14 protein-coding genes are annotated in these 21,404 nt (G+C 40.0%); 3 read left to right on the top strand and 11 right to left on the bottom strand.

All coding sequences use genetic code 11. The features are described 5' to 3' along the window. Positions 1–344: 344 nt before the first annotated feature. Positions 345–5,396 carry a translocation/assembly module TamB domain-containing protein gene (locus BUA53_RS15375; protein ID WP_072836282.1) on the top strand — a complete coding sequence of 1,684 codons (5,052 nt, stop codon included), beginning with the start codon at positions 345–347 and terminating at the stop codon, positions 5,394–5,396. Beyond that, entirely contained in the window at positions 5,393–7,687 is a 2,295-nt protein-coding gene (gene tamL, locus BUA53_RS15370) for a translocation and assembly module lipoprotein TamL (RefSeq protein WP_072836281.1), read from the top strand. Before BUA53_RS15375 ends, tamL begins: the two co-directional genes overlap by 4 nt. A 13-nt stretch (positions 7,688–7,700) precedes the next feature. Here the strand turns inward: tamL and BUA53_RS15365 are convergent, their stop codons facing one another. From BUA53_RS15365 to BUA53_RS15340, 6 genes are all read right to left on the bottom strand, one after another. Beyond that, a complete protein-coding gene (locus BUA53_RS15365; RefSeq protein WP_072836280.1) occupies positions 7,701–9,848 on the bottom strand; it encodes an alpha-ketoacid dehydrogenase subunit alpha/beta in 2,148 nt (715 codons plus the stop codon). A 149-nt stretch (positions 9,849–9,997) separates the two neighbouring features. Next, positions 9,998–10,609 (bottom strand): fumarylacetoacetate hydrolase family protein, encoded by a 612-nt coding sequence (locus tag BUA53_RS15360; protein ID WP_072836279.1) that lies wholly within the window; start codon positions 10,607–10,609, stop codon positions 9,998–10,000. Positions 10,610–10,753: 144 nt separating this feature from the next. After that, entirely contained in the window at positions 10,754–11,329 is a 576-nt protein-coding gene (gene pth / locus BUA53_RS15355; RefSeq protein ID WP_072836326.1) for an aminoacyl-tRNA hydrolase, read from the bottom strand. A 79-nt stretch (positions 11,330–11,408) separates the two neighbouring features. Continuing rightward, a complete protein-coding gene (locus BUA53_RS15350) occupies positions 11,409–12,032 on the bottom strand; it encodes a 50S ribosomal protein L25 (RefSeq protein ID WP_072836278.1) in 624 nt (207 codons plus the stop codon). Between the two features lie 52 nt (positions 12,033–12,084). Continuing rightward, positions 12,085–13,035: a ribose-phosphate pyrophosphokinase gene (locus BUA53_RS15345; protein WP_072836277.1), complete on the bottom strand. Its 951-nt coding sequence runs from the start codon at positions 13,033–13,035 to the stop codon at positions 12,085–12,087. A gap of 117 nt (positions 13,036–13,152) precedes the next feature. Then, entirely contained in the window at positions 13,153–13,350 is a 198-nt protein-coding gene (locus BUA53_RS15340; protein ID WP_072836276.1) for a hypothetical protein, read from the bottom strand. Between the two features lie 65 nt (positions 13,351–13,415). On the opposite strand from BUA53_RS15340, the gene radC reads away from it, so the two are divergent. Continuing rightward, entirely contained in the window at positions 13,416–14,108 is a 693-nt protein-coding gene (gene radC, locus BUA53_RS15335) for a RadC family protein (RefSeq protein ID WP_072836275.1), read from the top strand. 266 nt (positions 14,109–14,374) lie between these two features. Here the strand turns inward: radC and BUA53_RS15330 are convergent, their stop codons facing one another. From BUA53_RS15330 to BUA53_RS15310, 5 genes are all read right to left on the bottom strand, one after another. After that, positions 14,375–14,683 carry a DUF3467 domain-containing protein gene (locus BUA53_RS15330; protein ID WP_072836274.1) on the bottom strand — a complete coding sequence of 103 codons (309 nt, stop codon included), beginning with the start codon at positions 14,681–14,683 and terminating at the stop codon, positions 14,375–14,377. Positions 14,684–14,805: 122 nt separating this feature from the next. Further along, positions 14,806–15,465: a hypothetical protein gene (locus tag BUA53_RS15325; RefSeq protein WP_072836273.1), complete on the bottom strand. Its 660-nt coding sequence runs from the start codon at positions 15,463–15,465 to the stop codon at positions 14,806–14,808. Positions 15,466–15,590: 125 nt separating this feature from the next. After that, positions 15,591–16,538, bottom strand: a complete 948-nt coding sequence (locus BUA53_RS15320; protein ID WP_072836272.1) for a DUF1735 domain-containing protein — start codon at positions 16,536–16,538, stop codon at positions 15,591–15,593. 19 nt (positions 16,539–16,557) lie between these two features. Continuing rightward, complete coding sequence (locus tag BUA53_RS15315) at positions 16,558–18,123, bottom strand: SusD/RagB family nutrient-binding outer membrane lipoprotein (RefSeq protein ID WP_072836271.1); 1,566 nt, start codon at positions 18,121–18,123, stop codon at positions 16,558–16,560. Between the two features lie 84 nt (positions 18,124–18,207). Beyond that, a complete protein-coding gene (locus BUA53_RS15310) occupies positions 18,208–21,348 on the bottom strand; it encodes a SusC/RagA family TonB-linked outer membrane protein (protein WP_072836270.1) in 3,141 nt (1,046 codons plus the stop codon). Between the last annotated feature and the right edge of the window lie 56 nt (positions 21,349–21,404).

Genomic DNA, 21,404 nt, shown 5'->3' with positions numbered 1-21,404 from the left:
CAGGTTAGATCAATGTTGCGCTATTGATCAATCAACCGTTTAAATAATTTTACAATTCTAAAACGTAAGCTATAGGCACACAAGGTATTCATAGTTTATTGGGTTACAAATTTTAATGGGTGTAGTCCTATTGCTGAACAGCTAATTGGAAATAGATAATATATTATCAGCCAATATAAGAGCTATTTATTGGTAGAACTTGTAAAAAGTGATGTAGAAATAGTTCTACAAAGCGAAGCCAGGGTATTAAAAGAGCTAAGGATTATTTTTAATTTGTGAGGATGGGAGCGTTCTATAACAAGGCCTATTATTTGCGAACATGACTGAGCCTGATTACCTCACTAATGGAAGAAGAAAGCAAACAAATAAACTACCCTGCGAAGATTGCCAGGATCATTTTAAAGATCATCCTGTTCCTTTTCTTATTTATCATTGTAATTTTTTTACTGGTACTTACTCCTCCTGTTCAACGCTTTATGACCAGTAAGGCAGAAAATTACCTGCAGAACAAGTTAAAAACCAAGGTTAATATCGGTAGTATATCTTTTGGCCTTTCAGGGAAAGTTAATCTGCAGGACGTATACATAGAGGATAAAACAAAAGATACCCTCATATCTGGCGGTTCTATAAAATCACATATTAATTTCCTGAAGCTGTTCTCCAATGAGGTCCAGATAAAGGATATAGAATTGCAGAACATTACGGCGAAAATTAAAAGGATAGCTCCTGATACGCTATTTAACTACCAGTTTATTGTAGATGCTTTCGTAAGTGAAAAAACAAAAGTCCCTGACACTGCACAATCAGCCCCTCTTAAATTAAGTATAAGTGATGTTGCCCTGGATAATATCAGGCTAAAGTTTAGAGATGATATTACAGGAAATGACATGTTTGCCCATATCGGCAATCTATCAGCAACGATAGATACTTTAGATCCATATACCTACCATTTTGACATACCCTCAATTATTGCAAGGAATGTGCAGGCAACAGTTAAACAGTATAAGCCACTTGTTAAATCAGAACCCCTTTCAAAAGATCTTGCTGATGCCTCTCAACCTGTACCTTATAAATTGACATTAGGTACTATTGATCTTTCCAAGATCAATGTGCAATTTGATAATGACATATCAGCATTTTACAGTACAGTTTCAATAGGTCAATTAAAGGCGGACACACGTCTAGTTGATTTGCAGAACAACAAGATCTACCTGGATGAACTTAGCCTTAAAAATACAAAGTCTGTTGTACGGCTGGGTAAACAAGAAACTGCTAATGTGATAACAAAGGAGGTTTCACAGGAAGTGGTTGCCCAGAAAACACAGGGATGGGATTTCAAAATTGATAAACTTTCTATAGACAATAATACTGTTCGTTTTGATAATGATGCCCAGCAACCTATTTCGCATGGGATGGATTATGCACACATCCTCGCTAATGACATTACCCTACATGCCGAAAACCTTGTATTAAATCCAGATTCTGTAAGAGCTACCATTACAGCGGGTACTATGAAGGAAAAAAGCGGGTTTGACTTGCAGGAATTTAAAGGAGATCTTTTGTATGCTAATAATCAAACCTACTTCAAGGATCTTTATATAAAAACTCCTGGCACAGATATCCAAAAAAGCCTGGTACTTGAATATGCTTCCCTGGATGCCTTAAAGAAAAAACCAGCGGAAACAGTTTTCAACATTGAATTATTAAACAGCCATGTGCAGGTAAAAGATATTTTGGTATTTGCACCTCAATTACGGTCTAATCCAGCATTATCCAACCCAAATGAAATCTGGAATTTAAATGTGATTGGTAGTGGTACTTTAAACAGGTTGTATTTTGAAACACTGCAATTTTCTGGTTTAGGAAATACACAAATAGATGCAAAAGGTACGCTTGTGGGAGTAATGAACCCCGCGCAGGCAGGAGGCAATTTTATTATAAACAGATTTCACACTACCCAATCAGACATAGCCCTGTTTACAGGCCAAAGGCTTTCAAATGCGCAGGTAAATCTTCCTGAAGCATTTGATATAACAGGAACGATCAATGGCAATTCCGGCAAGTTAAATACCAATCTAAATGTTAACTCCACCGCAGGTTCTCTTGCCATTGTTGGCAGTTTTGCTAATCTTATGTCACCTTCATCCATAAGTTATAATGCGAATGTTCGTACAAATGGTTTAAGAATAGGTTCTATCCTGAGGCAACAAGCCACCATTGGAACGGTTTCCGGAGTTTTTAGTGTGAATGGAAAGGGTATAACTCCCAAAACCATGGATACTAAATTTAAAGCTGATCTAAACAGTCTTGGATATAATAATTATCAATACCATAATATTAATGTCTCGGGAACGCTTAAAGGCACAAGCTTCACGGCCGTTGCTGATATAAATGATCCTAATGCTGATATGAATCTTACCACCAGCGGCAACTTTGGCAGCACTACTTCATTTAAAGTTAATGGGATGGTGGATAGCATAAAATTACTTCCCTTGCATTTTGCTACGCAGCCAGTAATATTCCGTGGACAGATAGACGGAACTGTTGCCAACCTGAATCCAGATTACCTGGATGCCAATATATTGATCACAAGAGCATTATTGGTATCTGGCAACAGCAGGTTGCCCTTAGATAGTGTACAATTAATATCGGGCCGAAGTGATTCTGCAAACTACATGCGCTTTTCCAGTGGTATTGCCAATGCACAATTGAATGGTCAATACCGGTTTTCTGATCTCGGCAATATCATACAAAGCACCATACAACCCTATTTTTCCGTAGAAGCTCCAGCCCAGGTGGCAACAGTAAAGCCGTATGATTTTACATTCTCTATCAATGTAAACTATGACCCTATACTGAGCACCTTTGTTCCAGGTTTAACGGCTATGGACACCATTTATGCAGAAGGGAGCTTTTCTAATGTAAGGGGAATGCAAGCTAAAATGACAACGAACCAAATCACTTATAATGGCAATCAAATGAGTGATCTCGTTGTTCAGGCGAATACTTCTGTCACTGGTTTAAGAATTACTGCAAACGTAGCACATTTAAAAAGCGGCAATGCTTTCGATGTGTACAACACGAGCATTGATGCCACTGCTCTTCATAATGTTATTGATTTTAAGCTGGGGATTAATGATATTTCTAACAAAAACAAATACTACCTAAGTGGTATATTCAATCAACCCGCGCCTGGAACTTATTCGCTCAAGCTCCGGCCTGATAGCCTATTATTGAATTATGATAAGTGGACAGTGCCACAAGACAACCTATTAACGTTCAGCACTACCAATATTTCAGCAACAAATTTTGTATTGCAAAAAGGCACTCAGCAATTGAGCATTGCCAGTTTGTCTGGGAACAGCCCATCCCCATTGCAGGTAAGTTTCAAAGATTTTCGATTAGCTACCATTACCGGCTTTATAAAATCAGATTCCCTGGTAGCAGATGGTGTAATAAATGGAAATGTTACTTTTAAAAACCTTCTTGAAGCTCCTGTTTTTACCAGTGACCTTACTATCAATGACCTTAGTATGAATAAGGATACGATAGGCAATGCACATTTTCTTGTCAATACAAGCGATGGCATAAGATATAATGCCAATGCAACTATAACAGGAAGAGGTAATGATATCAACCTGGTGGGAAGCATGACACAAAAAGGCAAAGAAGTGGTCCTTGATATGAATCTTGCCGTCAGGCAATTGCAGCTAAATACCATACAAGGTGCTATGGCCACTGTGTTTACCAACGCATCCGGGAGTGTAAATGGTGATATCAGGGTGATAGGTAACTTAAGTAATCCAGATATAAAAGGTGACCTTAATTTCAATAAGGCAAGCTTTGCACTTACCATGTTGGGCAGCCAGTTCAATATTGACAACGAAAAGCTTTCAGTAAGTGAAGACGGGTTTACCTTCCAAAGTTTCTCCATAAAAGATTCTGCAAATAATGCACTTACGTTGAATGGTTCTATTAACACGAATAATTTTATCAATTACCGTTTCAACCTTTATGTTAATGCAGATAACTTTTTATTGCTTAATAGTAAGAAACTTCCCAACAGTATTTATTACGGTCGGCTGAATATCAGTTCAGACCTTCACCTTTCAGGTACTGAACAAAGGCCTGTTTTAGATGGTGCCTTAAGTGTGAATGATGGAACAACGCTAAGCCTTGTGATTCCGCAGGCGGAGCCAGGCGTTGTGCAAAGAGAAGGTGTTGTAGAATTTGTGGATATGAAGGCACCTGAAAACGATTCACTTTTCAAACGTTATGACTCTTTGAATTACTCACGCTTACTGGGAATGGATATAGCAGTAAACCTTGAGATTAAAAAGGAGGCTGTTTTTAATATCATTGTTGATGAAGCCAATGGAGACTTTTTAAATGTAAGAGGTGAGGCATTACTATCTTCTGGAATAGATCCCAGTGGCAAAATAACCCTGGTAGGTACTTACACCCTTGAAGAAGGTGCGTATGAATTATCCTTCAACTTCCTGAAAAGGCGCTTTGATATTGAAAAAGGAAGTAAGATCATTTGGACTGGTGCCCCCACTACAGCAGAATTGGATGTAAGAGCAATTTATATTGCCAATACTTCACCTCTGGATCTTGTACAGGACCAGATAGCGGCTGCAACACCAGCTATAAGAAACACATACCTGCAAAAACTGCCTTTCGAGGTACACCTGACACTAACAGGGGAACTAATGTTACCTAAAGTAGCATTTGACATCGTCTTACCAGAGAATAAGAACTATGGTGTTTCCAATGATATAGTTACGCAGGTACAGTCAAGGTTGACCCAGATAAGAACAGACCAGGGCGAGGTCAATAAGCAAGTGTTCTCATTACTATTATTAGGTCGGTTTGTAGGAGAAGATCCTTTTCAGTCAAGCGGAGGTGGGTTTAGTGCAGGCACATATGCGCGTCAAAGTGTAAGTAAATTATTGACAGAACAGTTAAACAGCCTGGCAGGTGGACTCATTCAGGGGGTTGACCTCAACTTTGATGTTGCTTCTACTGAAGATTATACTACAGGAGAACGCCGAAACCGTACTGACCTCAATATAGGATTAAGTAAAAGACTTTTAAATGACCGCCTGCAGGTAACAGTAGGCAGCAACTTCGAGCTGGAAGGACCACAAAACAGCAATCAAAAAAATAACAATATAGCGGGCAATGTTGCAGTCAATTACCAGCTAAGCAAGGATGGCCGCTATATGATACGTTTCTATAGGAAAAATGAATATGTTGGCGTAGTAGATGGTTATATAATTGAAACCGGGCTAGGCTTTATATTCAATATGGATTATAATAAATTCTCGGAACTGTTACATAGGAAAAAAATAAAGGTTACAGAAGGGACACAACAAAACGCAGCTAATCAATGAAATCTCACTACCATCTTTTCCTGTTTATTTTTATAGGGTTTGTACTGGCAGCATGCAGTACTACAAGTCATATACCTGCCAATGATAAATTATATACCGGAGCAAGTGTCAGTGTTACCGGGCCTAAACTTACTTTGCGTGAAAAGAAGACTCTAAGAAGCGACCTGTCTGGATTAACACGCCCCAGGCCTAATTCAAAACTACTAGGTATAATACCCTTCAAGCTTTCCTTTTACAATCTTTTTTATAATAAGAAACCTAACTCCTTCTTTGGTAAACTTAGGGATAAGTGGGGAGAGCCACCTGTACTCTTAAGCCAGCTTGACTTAAATAAAAATGTCACTATACTTCAGAACCACCTGGAGAATAAAGGCTACTTCCATGCAAAGGTTACAGGCGATACTTCTATCAGGAGAAAAAAAGCCAGCGCATCATATAAAGCCGAAACAGGTGTCCAGTATTTAATTGCCTCAGTTCATTTCCCTTCAGATAGCAGCGACCTTTCTCAAACTATTCAGCAAAGCATTTCTAAAACATTACTCAAAACGGGTACTCCCTTTGATCTGGATGTTATTAAAGGAGAACGAATAAGGATAGATGCCTTCCTGAAAGAAAGAGGATTTTATTATTTCAGCCCTGAATTTCTATTGATCAAAGCTGACAGCACGATTGGCAACAATAAGGTGGATCTTTATGTAACTGCTAAACCTGAAATGCCTAAGGTAGCCGGACAGATCTATACCATTAATGATGTATTTATTTATAGCAATTATAGCCTTAATACTGCAAAAGAGGATACGGTACGCAGCGATGCGGAATTATTTAAAGGATATTACCTGGTCGATAAGAGTAAGCGGTTCCACCCGGGACTTTTCCAGGAATCAATGCAATTTTATCCGGGAGATGTATACAACCGGACGGACCATAACCTTACCCTTAACCGCCTTATCAATCTTGACCTATTCAAATTTGTCAAAAATCGTTTTCAGCCTCTTGCTGATACACCTAAGCTAGACGTCTTTTATTATCTCACCCCCTATCCTTCCAAATCATTAAGAGCTGAGGTCACCGTAACTTCCCGGTCAAATAATCTAAATGGTTCTGAGATAAGACTAAGCTGGCGCAACCGTAACTTTTTTAAAGGAGGTGAACACCTCAGTTTTAGTGCTTATGTAGGATCCGATTACCAGTTCAGTGGAGCCTTAAGCGGTTACAATACCTATCGAACAGGCGCCGAAGTTGCACTTGCCATTCCACATATTATAATTCCATTTAGAACGCTGAGGTATAAAGGTGGGTTTGCTCCCAGGACAACTATACGTTTGGGTTATGACATCCTAAACCGTAAATCGCTGTTTACACTTAATTCCTATAGGCTGGAATACGGATATGTGGCCAAGAGAAGCCTTAAGAAAACCCATGAGTTCAACCCTGTTGCAATTAGCTATGTCCAGGCTTTGAATGTCAGCAAGAAATTTGACTCGCTGGTTAAAACTGACCCTATTTTAAAGAAAACAATACAGAGTCAATTCATCTTAGGAACCAATTACCAGTATAACTACAATGAGGTGGTAAATGGACTTCAGAAGCTTAATTCCTACTACTTCAATGGCAGGGTTGATTTTTCAGGTAATATAGCTGGTTTGATCACTGGTGCCAATTACAAAGCAGGTAAAGAAAAACTAATTTACGGTGCTCCATTCGCTCAATATATGATGTTTGAAGCAGATGGACGTTATTATCGAAAGGTAGGCTTGGGATCTTCATGGGCCAACAGGGTGATACTGGGATTTGGGTATCCCTATGGCAACTCAGTGGAAGTGCCCTATGTAAAGCAATTTTTTGTAGGTGGTAACAATAGTCTCCGTGGATTCCGAAGCCGTGCAGTTGGTCCCGGCGTTTACAGGTCTCCAAACTCTGCCACTTTCATACCTGACCAGACAGGAGATATCAAAATGGAATTCAATACAGAATTCCGGCCAAAGATATCAGGTCCATTATATGGTGCTGTATTTTTCGATGCAGGAAATATATGGCTTGTAAATGACAGCAGTTTTACTAAAAGGCCCGGTGGCCAGTTTACATCCAAATTCTTAAGCCAACTGGCAATGGATGCGGGTGTAGGTCTCAGGCTTGACATCACACTATTTGTCATTCGACTGGACCTCGGTTTCCCCCTACGTAAACCATGGGAGAAAACTCCATGGGTAGCCAACCAGATCAGCCCGGGTGATAGATCATGGAGAAAGGATAACCTGATCTACAATTTAGCTATTGGATATCCTTTCTAGAATGTACACTTAATTAGGAACGCAACATTTTTGCTACCAGGGCAATAAGTTTTTCAGCATTAGGCAACATCGCAGCCTCAAGACCAATGTTCAAAGGTACTGCAGGTATATTCAAAGCACCCATTACTTCAACAGGCGCATCAAGGTAATGAAAGCAGGTTTTTGAGATCCGTCCAGCCAGTGCTTCAGCAAATGAATTGTTTTGTTGTTCTTCTGTAAGTACAAGGCATTTGCCATGTAGCCTGACCCGGGAGAATACCAATTCTTCATCTAAGGGAAACAATGTCCGGAGGTCAATTACTTCAATAGCTCCATTAAAGCTTTTGGCAGCCGCCTTAGCCCAATATACTCCCATCCCATAGGTTATAATACATACAGATTCTCCATTTTCCAAACGCTCCCTGGTAGCTTCCAACACAATAGCGCCTTTTCCAAAAGGGAGGATATAATCTCTGGAAGGTTCAATGGTCTTAGCATCCTCTGTTCCTGGCACTTTACTCCAGTATAATCCTTTATGTTCAAGCATTACCACAGGATTAGGATCATAGTAGGCAGCCTTCATAAGCCCCTTCATATCTGCAGCATTGGATGGATAAGCTATTTTAATTCCTTTGATACTTAAAAGAGTGGACTCCACGCATCCACTATGGTATGGTCCACCACCTCCATAGGCACCAACAGGCACCCGTATAATTGTTGATATTGGAAACTTACCCATGGAAAGATAACATGACTTGGAAATCTCTGTAACCAACTGGTTAAAACCAGGATAGATATAATCACCGAATTGCACTTCTACTATTGGTTTTAAACCAACTGCACTCATCCCTACAGTGGAACCAATAATATAGGCTTCCTGTATAGCTGTATTGAATACCCGGTTATCTCCAAATTGCTCACCAAGTGTAGCAGCTTCTCTAAAAACCCCACCCAGGCGCTTACCAACATCCTGGCCATATAGAACACAACGGGGATCATCCTCCATCAATTCTCTTATGGCAAATAATGCAGCATCCACCATGATCACTTTATTATTGCCGAAAGGTGCCCGTTCCCCGGTTTCTTCAATTATTGGTGTAGGAACAAATACATATTCCTCTATAGCTTTTGGATCTGGGTCCGCTGAAGCCACAGCCTTTTCAAACTGCCGGGCAATATCAGCTTCAACTTGTCTCTCCATGGCTTCAATATATTCCCTTCCAAAATCATTGACGATTGGTTGCCTGAATTTTGGTAAGGGATCGGATAAAGCATGTTTAGCCAGGTCTTCATCGCTCCTGTAAAACTCTTTTCTCACACCGCTTGTATGATGGTTCAACAGGCAAACCTTGGCATGCACCAGCCAGGGTCTCTGGTTTTGTCTTACATCCTCTATCACCCTTTGCATTACCTCATAACTTTCAAAGAAATCAGTTCCGTCTACCCTTATCCTGTTAAGTCCTTTAAAACCTGCTGCATATTCATAGGCATCCATGGCTCTCCCTTCCTCAGCGGTAACACTAATACCCCAATCATTATCCTGCACCAGGTATATTATTGGCAATTGCTTTAGCACAGCAAACTGGAGGGCTTCACTAACTTCACCCTCCGTTACCGATGCATCCCCAAGCGAACAAATAACAATGGAGCCATGCACATAGTTTTTATGTTTTGAACTAGCACCATTATCAGCATTACCAGTTGTCCCTTCTGAAACATATTCGCTGGCTGGCGAAGACATTACTCCCGTGTGCACCTTTTCAGAATCCGTTACCAGGGATAAGTATTTCAATCCCTGGGCTACCCCCGTGGTGGGTATTACCTGCATACCTGTAGCACTGCTTTGATGTATGATCCCGGGCTTATCTTTATCTTTTGAATTTGGATGCGAATAGTAACTTCTGCCACCTGTAAAAGGATCATCGCCTTTTGTCAATAATTGAAGCATTAATTCATAAGGTGTCCATCCCATTCCCAATAACATGCTCTCATCCCGGTAATAAGGACTTACCCAATCGGAAGGATTTAATTGAAAAGCTGTTGCCAGCTGGATAGCTTCATGTCCCCTGGATGTTGAATGCACATAACGTGTAATCTGCCTGTTTGCTTCATAAGTATCAGACATTACTTTAACGCTGTACATCAACCTGTATGCTCTCAATAATAAATTTCGGTCTATCATATAGCTTCAATCGAGCAAATTTAAGCTACAACCTCCATCATATAGACTTAATTAGAACCATTACCCTTATGATGCTTCTTTAATAAAAACACCCATGTTGCCATGGGTGCCAAAATTTATTATCAAATGATTGTTTGTACTAAGATTCTTTATTTCACATCAAGTGTCAGTAAGTTTTCCTGTTCAATAAAAGCTTCCACTTCATCCCCTACGACAATCTCCCCTACTCCTTTTGGTGTTCCTGTATACACAAGGTCACCTATGTTTACAGAGAAGAAATTTGAAATGTAGGAAACTATATAATCAAAGTCAAAGATCATCTCACTGGAATTGCCTTTCTGCACCAGTTCTTTGTTTTTATACAGACCAAAATTGATGTCCTTCTTATTCTTGATATTTGCAAGAGGTATCCATTTGCCAACGACAGCAGAATTATCCCATGCTTTTGCTTTTTCCCATGGCAGACCTTTAGCCTTTAGTTCGTTTTGAATGTCCCGGGCTGTAAAGTCAATGCCAACAGAAATGGCATCATAATATTTGCTGGCAAACTTTTCCTGTATATATTTTCCATTCTTAGAAATACGCAATACCAACTCACATTCATAATTCAATTCATTGGTAAACTCAGGATAGTAAAATGGAGTGTGAGGCTGTAATAAAGCGCTTTTGGGCTTCATGAAAATTACCGGCTCATCCGGTACCTCATTGTTCAATTCCTTAGCATGCTCAGAATAATTGCGACCTACACAAAATATCTTCATAAAAGAAGTTGTTTTTGGTTAAATACAAGGGGATACCCAATCATTGTGACCGTCATCCGATATATTTTATGGCTTTTACAAAGAAATAAGGATCTTAAAGAGAAAGTTATTCGTGGCGCTAAAATAATTAATTACTCTTAGTATTTACAATTGAATTTCCACATTATTGAATTTATTCATTGCATTTGTTAAACCAATTGTAGCAAAGGCTTCAATAACTTCCACACATTTTAAAATCTTCATTTGAACTACAGGTTCTTCAATTTTATCCCACTTGCCCAACACAAATTCAGACTGCATTCCTTTAGGAAATGAATTACCTATTCCAAAACGCAGTTTTGGATAATCCGTAGTCCCAAGGCTTTCCTGAATACTCTTCAATCCATTATGTCCAGCATCACTTCCTCCGGGCCGGATTCTTATTTTGCTTAACGGAAGAGCCAGGTCATCAACAACAACCAGCACATTTTCAATGGCTAACTTTTCCTTATCCATCCAATATTTTACTGCTTTACCGCTAAGGTTCATGTAGGTGGTTGGACAGATACAAACAAAAATTCTTCCTTTCCATTTCACCTCGGCCATATAGGCCAGCCGTTCCTGCTTTAACTGTGCGCCATGTTTTGTAAGAAATGCCATTACAACATCAAACCCAATATTGTGGCGCGTATGTGCATATTCATTACCTATATTGCCTAAACCAACGATCAAAAACTTCATATCAAATGCAAATATCGCTTTCGCTCTAAATAAAAATCCCTCCATTATGGGGAGGGATCTTTTCAAAAAGAAAGTACATTTATTTTTTAGCCGGAGCTGCCTTGGCAGGAGTAGCTGCTGCTGCACCTTTTGCAGGGGCAGTTGCTTCTTCCTGGCGAAGGGCCCGGGTAGTTACCACTGATACAATTGGTATACGTGGAGAGTTAAGGATCTCGAAATTCTCTTCCTTTACATCCTGAACACGCAGGTTACCACCGATCTCAAGGCTTTCAATATTTACCTCTATCTGCTCTTTCAGGTAACGTGGATAGGTTTTCACCTTCAATGATTTCATTTTTGCAACCATTCTTCCACCTGCTTTCACACCCTCAGAAACACCAACATATTTCAATGGAATAGTAGCGATAACTTTCTTATCTTCTACCAGTTCCAAAAGATCTACGTGGATCAATTCGTCTGATACCTTATCAAATTGCAAGTCTTTTAAAATGCAACGGTAAGTTTTGCCATCTACTGTTACATCTGCATACTGGAAACTTGGTGTATATACTAAAGGCTTAAATGCCTTTGCAGGAGCAGAAAAATTAATCTCCTGCGCACCCCCGTAAATTACACCAGGCACTAGATCCTGAGAGCGAAGCTGGCGGGTGGCTGACTTGCCATGTTCGGTCCTCAGTTGTCCTTCGATTGTAATTGTCTTCATTTTATGAATGTTTGTTTTTAACTAATTTGCTTGTAACCCCTATGGTTTACAATCATTTGTCCCTTCTCTGCGAATGAAAGAACAGGTTATTAATGCTCTTATTTTCAAAGGCATTTCGTATTGCCACTGCAAATAATTCAGCCACAGTAATAGCTTTGATCTTGGAAGTTTCCTTTCTTAATGGAATTGTATCGCATACCACCAACTCTTCCAAAGCACTGTTTTCAATATTTGCATAGGCGTTACCGCTTAATACAGGGTGCGTTATTAATGCCCTTACACTTCTGGCACCTTTTTCTTTTAAAAGAGCTGCACTTTTTGCCAGTGTGCCTCCTGTATCGCAGATATCGTCTATAATAACAATATCCCTCTCCGTCACATCTCCTATCACCACCATGCTGGCAATCTCATTGGCACGCTTACGGTGCTTATCACAGATTACCATTTCAGCCTCAAAATAGGAAGCAATTTCCCTTATACGGTTCGTTGCTCCCACATCGGGGGCGGCAAAGGTAAGGTTTTCGAGTTTGAGTTGTGTTATATAAGGTATAAAAACCGCTGAAGAATCAAGGTGGTCAACAGGTATATCAAAATATCCCTGGATCTGGGGCGCATGCAGATCCATGGTAATGATCCTGTCGGCGCCTGCTGCAACCAGCATATTGGCAACAAGCTTGGCGCCAATAGCGACCCTTGGCCGGTCCTTACGGTCCTGCCTGGCATATCCATAATAGGGCATTACCACTATGATCTTGCCTGCAGAAGCCCTGCGCGCAGCATCTATCATTAGCAAAAGCTCCATTATGTTTTCGGCCGGGGCATGTGTACTTTGTACCAGGAATACATAATCTCCCCTGATGCTTTCCAGGAAAATGGGCTGTATTTCCCCGTCGCTGAACTTTTGAATATTGATCTTGCCCAATTTGCATCCATAACTTTTACATATGGCTTCTGCAAGGGACTGAGAACCTGTGCCGGCAAAAATTTTAGCTGAAGAATTCATAGCTGAAAATGTGCGGCGAAGATAGGAAGGTCAAAGAAAACAGATAAAAAGAGTTTCCCCAATTTATTCCATCCTTAAAAATGTACAATAAGGCTTATATTTCTATACCCTGTATTTCTACCTTAAGGCAGTAGCATTGGGAGAAGTAATGAATTTAGCCTTTTGAGCGGAAGTCTCCTTTACAGGTACGTCATTCAGACTATAATACACTGTCCGGCAAACGAATATGGCCAGGAATAGTGAAATGCCATATACAAGCATAAAAAATAAAACAGGGTGAAAGGCACCAATTGTTGAAGTAGAATTACGTCTCATAGGAAGGATTTTAGGTTTTCTTTAAGGATATTGACAATCATAAAATTATTTTCTAATCTTGGCGCATGCAAGAGCAGAAATACTCAATTAAGCAATGGGCAATTGACGATAGACCACGCGAAAAACTACTTACAAAAGGTCCTTCCATTTTAAGTAACTCAGAGCTAATCGCCATATTGATCAATAATGGAAATAAGCAGAAAACCGCGGTTGAACTGGCGCAGGAAGTATTACGTCTGGGAAAAGATAACCTGAATGAGCTAGGAAAATTGAGTGTAAAGGAATTAATGAAGATCAAGGGTATTGGGGAGGCTAAGGCCATCAGTATTGCGGCCGCTATGGAACTGGGTCGCCGCCGGCAGGCAATGGCCTCAAGGGAAAAGCCAGTCATTACAAGCAGCGCGGATGTGGCTGGGTACTTACAAACTATTTTAAGAGATTATAAACACGAGGTTTTTGCTGTGCTCTTCTTAAATCGTTCCAATAAGATCAATCATTTCCAGATTATCAGTGAAGGTGGCATCACCGGCACAGTAGCGGATCCCCGTATCATTTTAAAAAGGGCACTTGAAGAAGATGCAGTAAGCCTTGTGCTATGTCACAACCATCCTTCAGGAAGCCTGAAACCCAGCCGCGCAGATGAGGATCTTACTTTTAAAATAAAAGAAGCCGCTAAATACTTTGATATCAAAATCCTCGACCACCTCATCGTCAGCGATGATGGGTATTATAGCTTTGCAGATGAGGGACTGCTTTGATGAGTCAAAAGGTAAGAGTTGATATGTTGAATGGTTGACAAGTTAACAAGGAAGAGAAGGCCTAAATTAATAACTATCTCCTATTACAATATTCCAACAATCCTCAATCCAATAAACCCTGGGTTCTTTCCCTCAATTGAAAATTGAAAATTGAGCGTTGCTCATTGAGCATTTCTTTTCAACCTAAGAACAGGTCGATATTGTAGTATACCCCCACTTAAACTACTTCATCATTCGAAATTCCTTGTTCTATTGTTCGATATTCCCTAGGCCTGCGCCGTAGGTCCACCAAACATCATAGGCACCTGCACCTCTTCAAGGTCTTTAATATTCCCATTAGATGCTTCGTACCTGTTCACGTTTTCAATTAAGGCTTTCATAAATCGCTTGGCATGTTGCGGTGTAAATATGATCCTTGACTTTACTTTGCTTTTAGGGGTACCGGGCATTACATTGACAAAATCAATGACAAACTCAGCGTGTGAATGGGTAATGATCGCCAGGTTGGCATAAGAACCTTCGGCCACTTCTTCAGAGATCTCTATATTGATCTGGTTTTGAGACTGATCTTGCATTTTCTCTAATATTTAAACAAATCTATAATCAAAAGTCAGAAGTAAAAAACTCAATACAGGAGATTTACTGCTAAGTTTTTACCTCTGACTTTGCATACCTTGGCCGCGACTTGAGTAATTCTTTAATTGATTTCTTTATTACAGTAAGCAACCAGCTTCACCAGGTCAGGCTCATAGTTGAAATTAATATTTTCCGAAGCAATATACTTTTCTATCGCATTCCTGGCCTTAGAGGTGAAAGAACTAACGAATTGCCTTTTAGGCGTTACTTTATAAAGCTTGTCATTCTTTTTAAACCAGTAATGTCTTAATATCTCCACAGAGTAATTCCCTTTATACAATTTGGTAGCATAAACTTCTGTAACGGTATTACTAACCTGGCTCATAGATTGTTTTGAACTACCATTATGATCTGTTGTGGTCATTAAAGGATGATTACGATTAGTATAAGACACCAACAAAGTAACAGGACCGTTCTCACCCACCAACTGGTACATTTTATTGTTTACAGGAATGAACTTTTTTTGCTGCAGGTAAATGGTATCAACCTTATCCAGATCATCCAGTACTAAATATTTAGCATCCTGGATAAAAACAATGTTCTGGTTATCTGTATTATAGTTTAAAGGGGCTGATTCAACACTACCAGATTTCATAAGTACGGTTCCATTTAAAAAAGACTCAAAAAGGAGAGGCTTTGTGTTTACATTTTCCAAAATTGATTGAGCCCAACTGGTTAGGATTGAAGCGGCAAATAAACTTGTGAATACAATTCTTCTCACGGTAGTAGGTTTTGATTAGTGTTTAAACTTAATAAACATTTCTATAATTTAAATGTGTTCCACTCATAATTTTAATAAAAAAGGTCACCAGTAACTGGTGACCTTGTTATGATTTTACAATGCATTTATCTTGGACCTATATATTCAAGGTTATCGAAAAAGGCACGTAATGGATTATTGTTGTAATTCCAGTCAACAGTAATGTTATGGGTAGCAGGATCAAATAAGCTTACCCGGCTACCTGCACCTGTAAACATCGTGATTGGAGTGGCTCCACCAGAATTATACACATTTACTACTTTGTCAGTTGCAGGGTCAAAAACTACTACTGGAGCAATTCCACCCCCATACCAGCTAACATCGTTCACTGGGTCAGGACCTACACCAATTGGGTGACCATAAGTCTGTACATCAGGCCAGTAGAATATAACTGAGTTAGGTCCAACAGTTACCATATGCATAGTTACTTCATATGGATAGTTATAAGGAACACGGTTATGGTGACCTGTTAGTTTATAAATACCATCATATTTGTTCCTTACCCCGAAAGAATAAACCACCTTGCCAAAATTCTGGCTGATAGTACCAGTCGTTGCAGAAGCTATTTTCAATGGTAAGCCATAAGCCTTATCAAAATCAAAGTCACTAGCTAAAGTAACTGTTGCAGGTACTGTTGCTGATCTTTGACCTTGTTTGATCACTACAGTCGAAGGGAAAGATACCACATCGCTTGGAGGTATTTCTAATGATGTTCCATTATCCTCGTTGTACTTATCCAATGCTGCCTGGTCCAATTCCAGCTTCACAGTTATATCCTGTGGAGCAACATCAGCACCAGAATAACTCACATTAATATTAAAGGTTTTGGATTGACCTGCTGAAAGCACTCCAAGGTCAGAATAAAAACCAGGGAATTTGGAACTTACCTTAGCCATATTGCTTCCGGTATTATCAAATTCTACCACATTTTTTGGGCCCTGGTCCAGGTCTATATTCATCCTGTCCTTTTTTAAACAGGAAGTCACACTTACGGCTGCCGCCAATAAGAAGAAAAATATTTTTGATTGTCTCATAATGAATACTATTTAAGAATTATAAAGCCCAGAAAATTTTCGAAGTGAACGGAGATATTCCTTTAGGAACGTTCTTCGTATTGTAAGATCCTTCAGATGTAGGATACAATATCCTTGTTGGCAACCTGTCGGGAGCTGTGGATTCTGAAACTGAAGAGGCAAATGTTTGCGTTCCTGTTGCAGATACACTGTTTGAAATAGTTGGATAATGCGTTCTCCTGTACTCGTTCCAGGCTTCTTCGCTGTTCACCATATTCAAGGCAATATACTTTTGAGTGATAATAGCTTCAATCTTTTGCTCATCAGATGCAGCTAAAGAGAAATTTACAAGATAGCTACCATCATTAGCAGCCATATAGGCAGCAGCATCACCTTCCGGATCCCATCCATCTGCTATTTGTCCATTTGGAAGTTCATATAAATAATGGAAGGAAGCTCTAATACCATCTTCAAATAGTTGTTTGGCATCTCCTGTAATGATTCCCCTTACTACTGCTTCTGCTTGTAAAAAATAGCTTTCTGCTGCAGTAATTACAGGATAACCAGCTTCAGGTCCTTTTAAAACTCCGGTTGTATTACCAGCGCTCTTTCCATCCCTATCATTCTCAGGATACCAAAAGCTACCTGATGGGCTGGAAGAAATGTTATTACCTTCATTACCTAAGCGATTAGTGGGAGTATTAGGGAATTTGTAATAGATAGCGCTGCCTCTTCCCGCATCATCAAGCTTGTTTTTGTTATAAAATGTCATAACAAAAGTGTTTGGCATCCAGGCTTTATTGGCATCAGAACCTGTTGCATCAAAAGCCCAGGTATTCCATTTTGGATTTTGCCTGCCGTTATCTCTCTTAAATCCAGGGTTGATCAAAGCATCATCATCCAGGAATCCATCATCAGTGAATGAAGTATTCGTAAAGGTAACCTTACCATTAGCATGTAGGATAATGCGCAACTTCAATGTGTTGGCAAATTGTTTCCATTTTGTCAAACTTCCGCCAAACATAACATCAGAGGAACCCAACGGTGTCACACCTGGAGTATTCAAACCTGTATTGATCTCGTTAATGGCAGTATCTAACTGGTTTGCCAGGTCCTTATAGATCACCTTAGCATCAGTATATGCAGGTCCTAAATTATTTGCACCTTTCAGGGCATCAAAGTAAGGAACGTCATTATAGGTATCAACCAGTAATTGGAAGCTATGGGCTTTCATTATACGTGCAACTGCATCAAAATAACTCCATTTTGCATCACCTGCTGTCTGGTTCAAAATGGCCTGGTAGTCTTCCAGGTTATCATAGGTGGTTGTCCACCTGCCTGAAAAATCATTGGCAGAAAAGTTATAAGTTATAGCAGTACCAAAACCACCATAACCACCGGCATTAGCCATATAACCTACCAGTTGTGCACCATAGGAATTAAATCCATTCAGGCTGATAGCCGTAGTAGTCAATGCCTGGGGCAGGATCAATGGTGGAGTGGCCGAAGTAGCCGAGTTCGGATTCTCGTTAATATCGAGATATTTTTTACAGGAGGTCCCTAAAACCATAACCCCCATAAAAAGATAAACAAGTGTTTTTTTCATAATAATTTATTTTTCAACAACGGCTTCCCGGATTCAATTAAGCCGGAAACCAGAAATTGTTCTTTGTTTTACGTTATTCCTGAATTAGAACTTAACTGATAAAGTAGCACCATAATAACGGGAAGGAGGTGTCTGGCCAATACCAGTCAAACCAATACCGTTGCTGTCATTACCTGCATCACTGTATTCAGGGTCAGTATAATAGTTGTCTTTAGCCATCCACATGAACAGGTTACGACCCTGAACACTGATCCTTGCACCTTTGATCACCTTAGTCTTACCTAAAACTGACATTGGGAAATCATAAGCTAAAGAAAGCTCTCTTAACTTCCAGAAATCACCTGAAGTAACATAGTTAGACGTGATGTCACGGTTGATACCATCAGTCCAGAAGCCAGAGTTACCACCACCATTTTTTACAGTGATATCAGTATTGGGTACGTATTTACCGGTTCCATCATCGTAAACAGAATTAGGGAATACAAAACGCTGACGGTTGTAAACAGCAGTTCTCCATCCTTGTCCTGACCAATCCATTTCAGGGCCCATGGCATTATATACCTGGTAACCTCCACGATAATCAAACAGGAATGATAAAGAAAGGTTTTTATATTTCACTAACCCATCCAGACCAAGCCTGTGCTTTGGTGTAGCATTACCCAGGATAGAAATAGTATCAGATTTTGTAGGCAGACCAGAAATGGCATCTACAATAACATGTCCCTCCGGATCGCGTTTGTAATCAAATCCCATGATTACAGGGAAAACTCTTCCTGCAACAGCATAAGAACCCGGACCGTCTGTTCCGTAAGTTGCTAAAGCTAAACGAGGAAGGTCAGCACTGATAGAATTAACCTTGTTATCCAGGTAAGAATAGTTACCACCTATAGTAACATTCCAGTCCCTGTTTTTAATTGGGGTAACGTGCGCTGCAACTTCAAGACCACTGCTCTGTGTTTGACCAGTGTTGGTTCTTAAAGAAGTAAAACCAGTTGTGCTTGAAATACGTGTAGTTACAGTCTGGTCATCAGTTTTAGTGCTGAAGTAAGTCACATTAGATGTAAAGCGGTCTTTGAACAAATTCAGATCAAAACCTGCTTCGTATCCTTTTGTGATCTCAGGTCTCAGGTCATTTGATACCAGTGTATTGTCAACAGTATATCCTGGCAAGCTTCCATAAGGGAACCCGCTTGCAGTACTGCTGAACGTTGGCAATAACTGGTAGGCACCAAATGTACCACCCAGGTTCACCTGTCCTACTTTAGACCAGCCAGCTCTTAATTTTAAATAGCTGATCGTGTTGCTTTCTTTTAAAGAAGCAATAGCGTCAGATACGATCAATGCCGCATCTACTGAAGGATAGAAGAAAGAACGGTTTTTTTCTGATAAGATAGAAACCCAGTCATTACGACCAGTACCGTGAAGGAATAAGAAACCTTTATAGCCTATACGCAAGTCAGCATAAGCACCGATCTGGCGTGCCTGGAAATTGCTTTCAGAAGCTCCGGGCGTACCAACACCATTTCCAACATTGAAAAGATTTGGAACCACCAGGCCATTAGCACTAACGTTTACGTTCTTGGCAGTATTTTGTGTCCATTGTCCACCTGCTATCAGGTCAACTTTGAAATCGCTGATTTTCTTGGTCACCTGTGCAAACAAGTCTGTAAGCATTTGTGTTCTGTAGGCACTACCATCAGAAACAGAACCTGCTATATCAGCTTTTGAGCTACCATCTGTATGTTTGGAGTAATCAGAGTATTTGAATTCACCAACAGTGTTTTTATTAGACAGGTTACGTGTGGTTATACCCTGGCGGCCAACGAGATCAAATCCTTTGAAAGGGCTAAACCTGATCTCGAGGTTACCAATTAAATAATCATTACGCTGCTTCGACCTGTAGTTATCAGCAGTAAAGTAAGGATTCTGATACCAAGGGTTGTAAAATCCAATAGGATTAGCAAATGGATCAGTTCTCCAGTTTTTGTAACGGGTGATATCTACGTTAGATGGCATATTCAGCATGTTACCATACATAGCGCCAGTTTGTGTAGTGATATCGTACCGGTTTTGTGTATAACCAGCTGTATAGGTAATATTTACTAACTGGCCTACTTTACGTGTACCATTCAGTCTGAGGTTAGCACGATTGTATTTATCACCAGGAGTAGTTCCTTTGGTGTCTACATACTGACCTGACATATAGAAGGTAGAATTCTCATCACCTGAAGTAAAATTGATATCAGACTGGTTAGTAAGGCCCTTCTCCCAGAATTTCAAATGACCTTCATTATACTGGTATAAAGCAGAATCTTGTGTTCCATCTTCTAATGGTGGTCCTAATGGTCTTTTTACACCATCAAATGCAGGTCCATAGGCCTGATTTTCCAGGTAAGAGAAAAAATTAGGATTACCATTTGCATCATAACCATAACCGGTTCCACCTGATCCGAATGTTTTTTGCATTTTAGGATAAAAAGCAACACTTTCAACGGTAGTAGTTTGAGATAAACCAATACTGTTCACACCCCTTTTTCCCTTTTTTGTAGTAACAATGATAGCTCCGTTGGATGCCTGAGAACCATAAAGCGCAGCAGCACCAGCACCATTCAGTACAGATACTTCCTCGACGTCATCAGGATTCAGGTTACCAAGCACCTCGTTAGGAACGATAACGTTATCCAAAACCAATAATGCCTGGTTGTTACCAGTTAAAGAACGCTGACCTCTCAGTATCACACGGAAGTTAGGGTTTACACCACCACCTGTACCGTTGATCTGTAAGCCGGCAACTTTACCCTGCAAACCTCCAGCTATATTTACAGCCTTACCTGCAGTTAAAGTTTCTGCTTTAACAACTGATGTAGCAGTACCAATTTCTTTTCTTTTTGTCCTTACACCACCCGCAGTTACAATCACCTCGTCAATAACATTGGCAGCAGCAGCTAACTGAACATTAACTGAGTTTCTGCCTTGAATGCTGACTTCTCTGGTGTCAAAACCTGTAGAAGAGATAACCAGGGTGTTTGAATTTTTTACTTCCAGGCTAAAATTTCCATTAGCGTCTGCGGAAGTACCATTCTTTGTTCCCTTTTCAGTAACAGTGGCAAAAGGAATGGGAACTCCTTTTTCGTCTAAGACCTTGCCTGACACAGTCCTGTTTTGTGCGAATGCAAATGCACTAAAGAGCATCAGCACCGCAAGCAGTGATACAATTTTTCTCATGTGAACGTTTTAAGTTAATAGATAAAAGCAAAAAAATAAACCAGTCCAGCTATAGA

It is taken from the genome of Flavisolibacter ginsengisoli DSM 18119 (assembly GCF_900129295.1).
Classification (GTDB): domain Bacteria; phylum Bacteroidota; class Bacteroidia; order Chitinophagales; family Chitinophagaceae; genus Flavisolibacter; species Flavisolibacter ginsengisoli.
The sequence above is the reverse complement of the archived record's forward strand: the minus strand, read 5'-3'. Positions and strand labels throughout refer to the sequence as shown.

Excerpts from the sequence above, each read along its gene's own strand:
- BUA53_RS15375 (WP_072836282.1), top strand. The coding sequence starts at position 345 with ATGGAAGAAGAAAGCAAACAAATAAACTACCCTGCGAAGATTGCCAGG.
- tamL (WP_072836281.1), top strand. The coding sequence starts at position 5,393 with ATGAAATCTCACTACCATCTTTTCCTGTTTATTTTTATAGGGTTTGTA.
- BUA53_RS15365 (WP_072836280.1), bottom strand. The coding sequence starts at position 9,848 with ATGATAGACCGAAATTTATTATTGAGAGCATACAGGTTGATGTACAGC.
- BUA53_RS15360 (WP_072836279.1), bottom strand. The coding sequence starts at position 10,609 with ATGAAGATATTTTGTGTAGGTCGCAATTATTCTGAGCATGCTAAGGAA.
- pth (WP_072836326.1), bottom strand. The coding sequence starts at position 11,329 with ATGAAGTTTTTGATCGTTGGTTTAGGCAATATAGGTAATGAATATGCA.
- BUA53_RS15350 (WP_072836278.1), bottom strand. The coding sequence starts at position 12,032 with ATGAAGACAATTACAATCGAAGGACAACTGAGGACCGAACATGGCAAG.
- BUA53_RS15345 (WP_072836277.1), bottom strand. The coding sequence starts at position 13,035 with ATGAATTCTTCAGCTAAAATTTTTGCCGGCACAGGTTCTCAGTCCCTT.
- BUA53_RS15340 (WP_072836276.1), bottom strand. The coding sequence starts at position 13,350 with ATGAGACGTAATTCTACTTCAACAATTGGTGCCTTTCACCCTGTTTTA.
- radC (WP_072836275.1), top strand. The coding sequence starts at position 13,416 with ATGCAAGAGCAGAAATACTCAATTAAGCAATGGGCAATTGACGATAGA.
- BUA53_RS15330 (WP_072836274.1), bottom strand. The coding sequence starts at position 14,683 with ATGCAAGATCAGTCTCAAAACCAGATCAATATAGAGATCTCTGAAGAA.
- BUA53_RS15320 (WP_072836272.1), bottom strand. The coding sequence starts at position 16,538 with ATGAGACAATCAAAAATATTTTTCTTCTTATTGGCGGCAGCCGTAAGT.
- BUA53_RS15315 (WP_072836271.1), bottom strand. The coding sequence starts at position 18,123 with ATGAAAAAAACACTTGTTTATCTTTTTATGGGGGTTATGGTTTTAGGG.
- BUA53_RS15310 (WP_072836270.1), bottom strand. The coding sequence starts at position 21,348 with ATGAGAAAAATTGTATCACTGCTTGCGGTGCTGATGCTCTTTAGTGCA.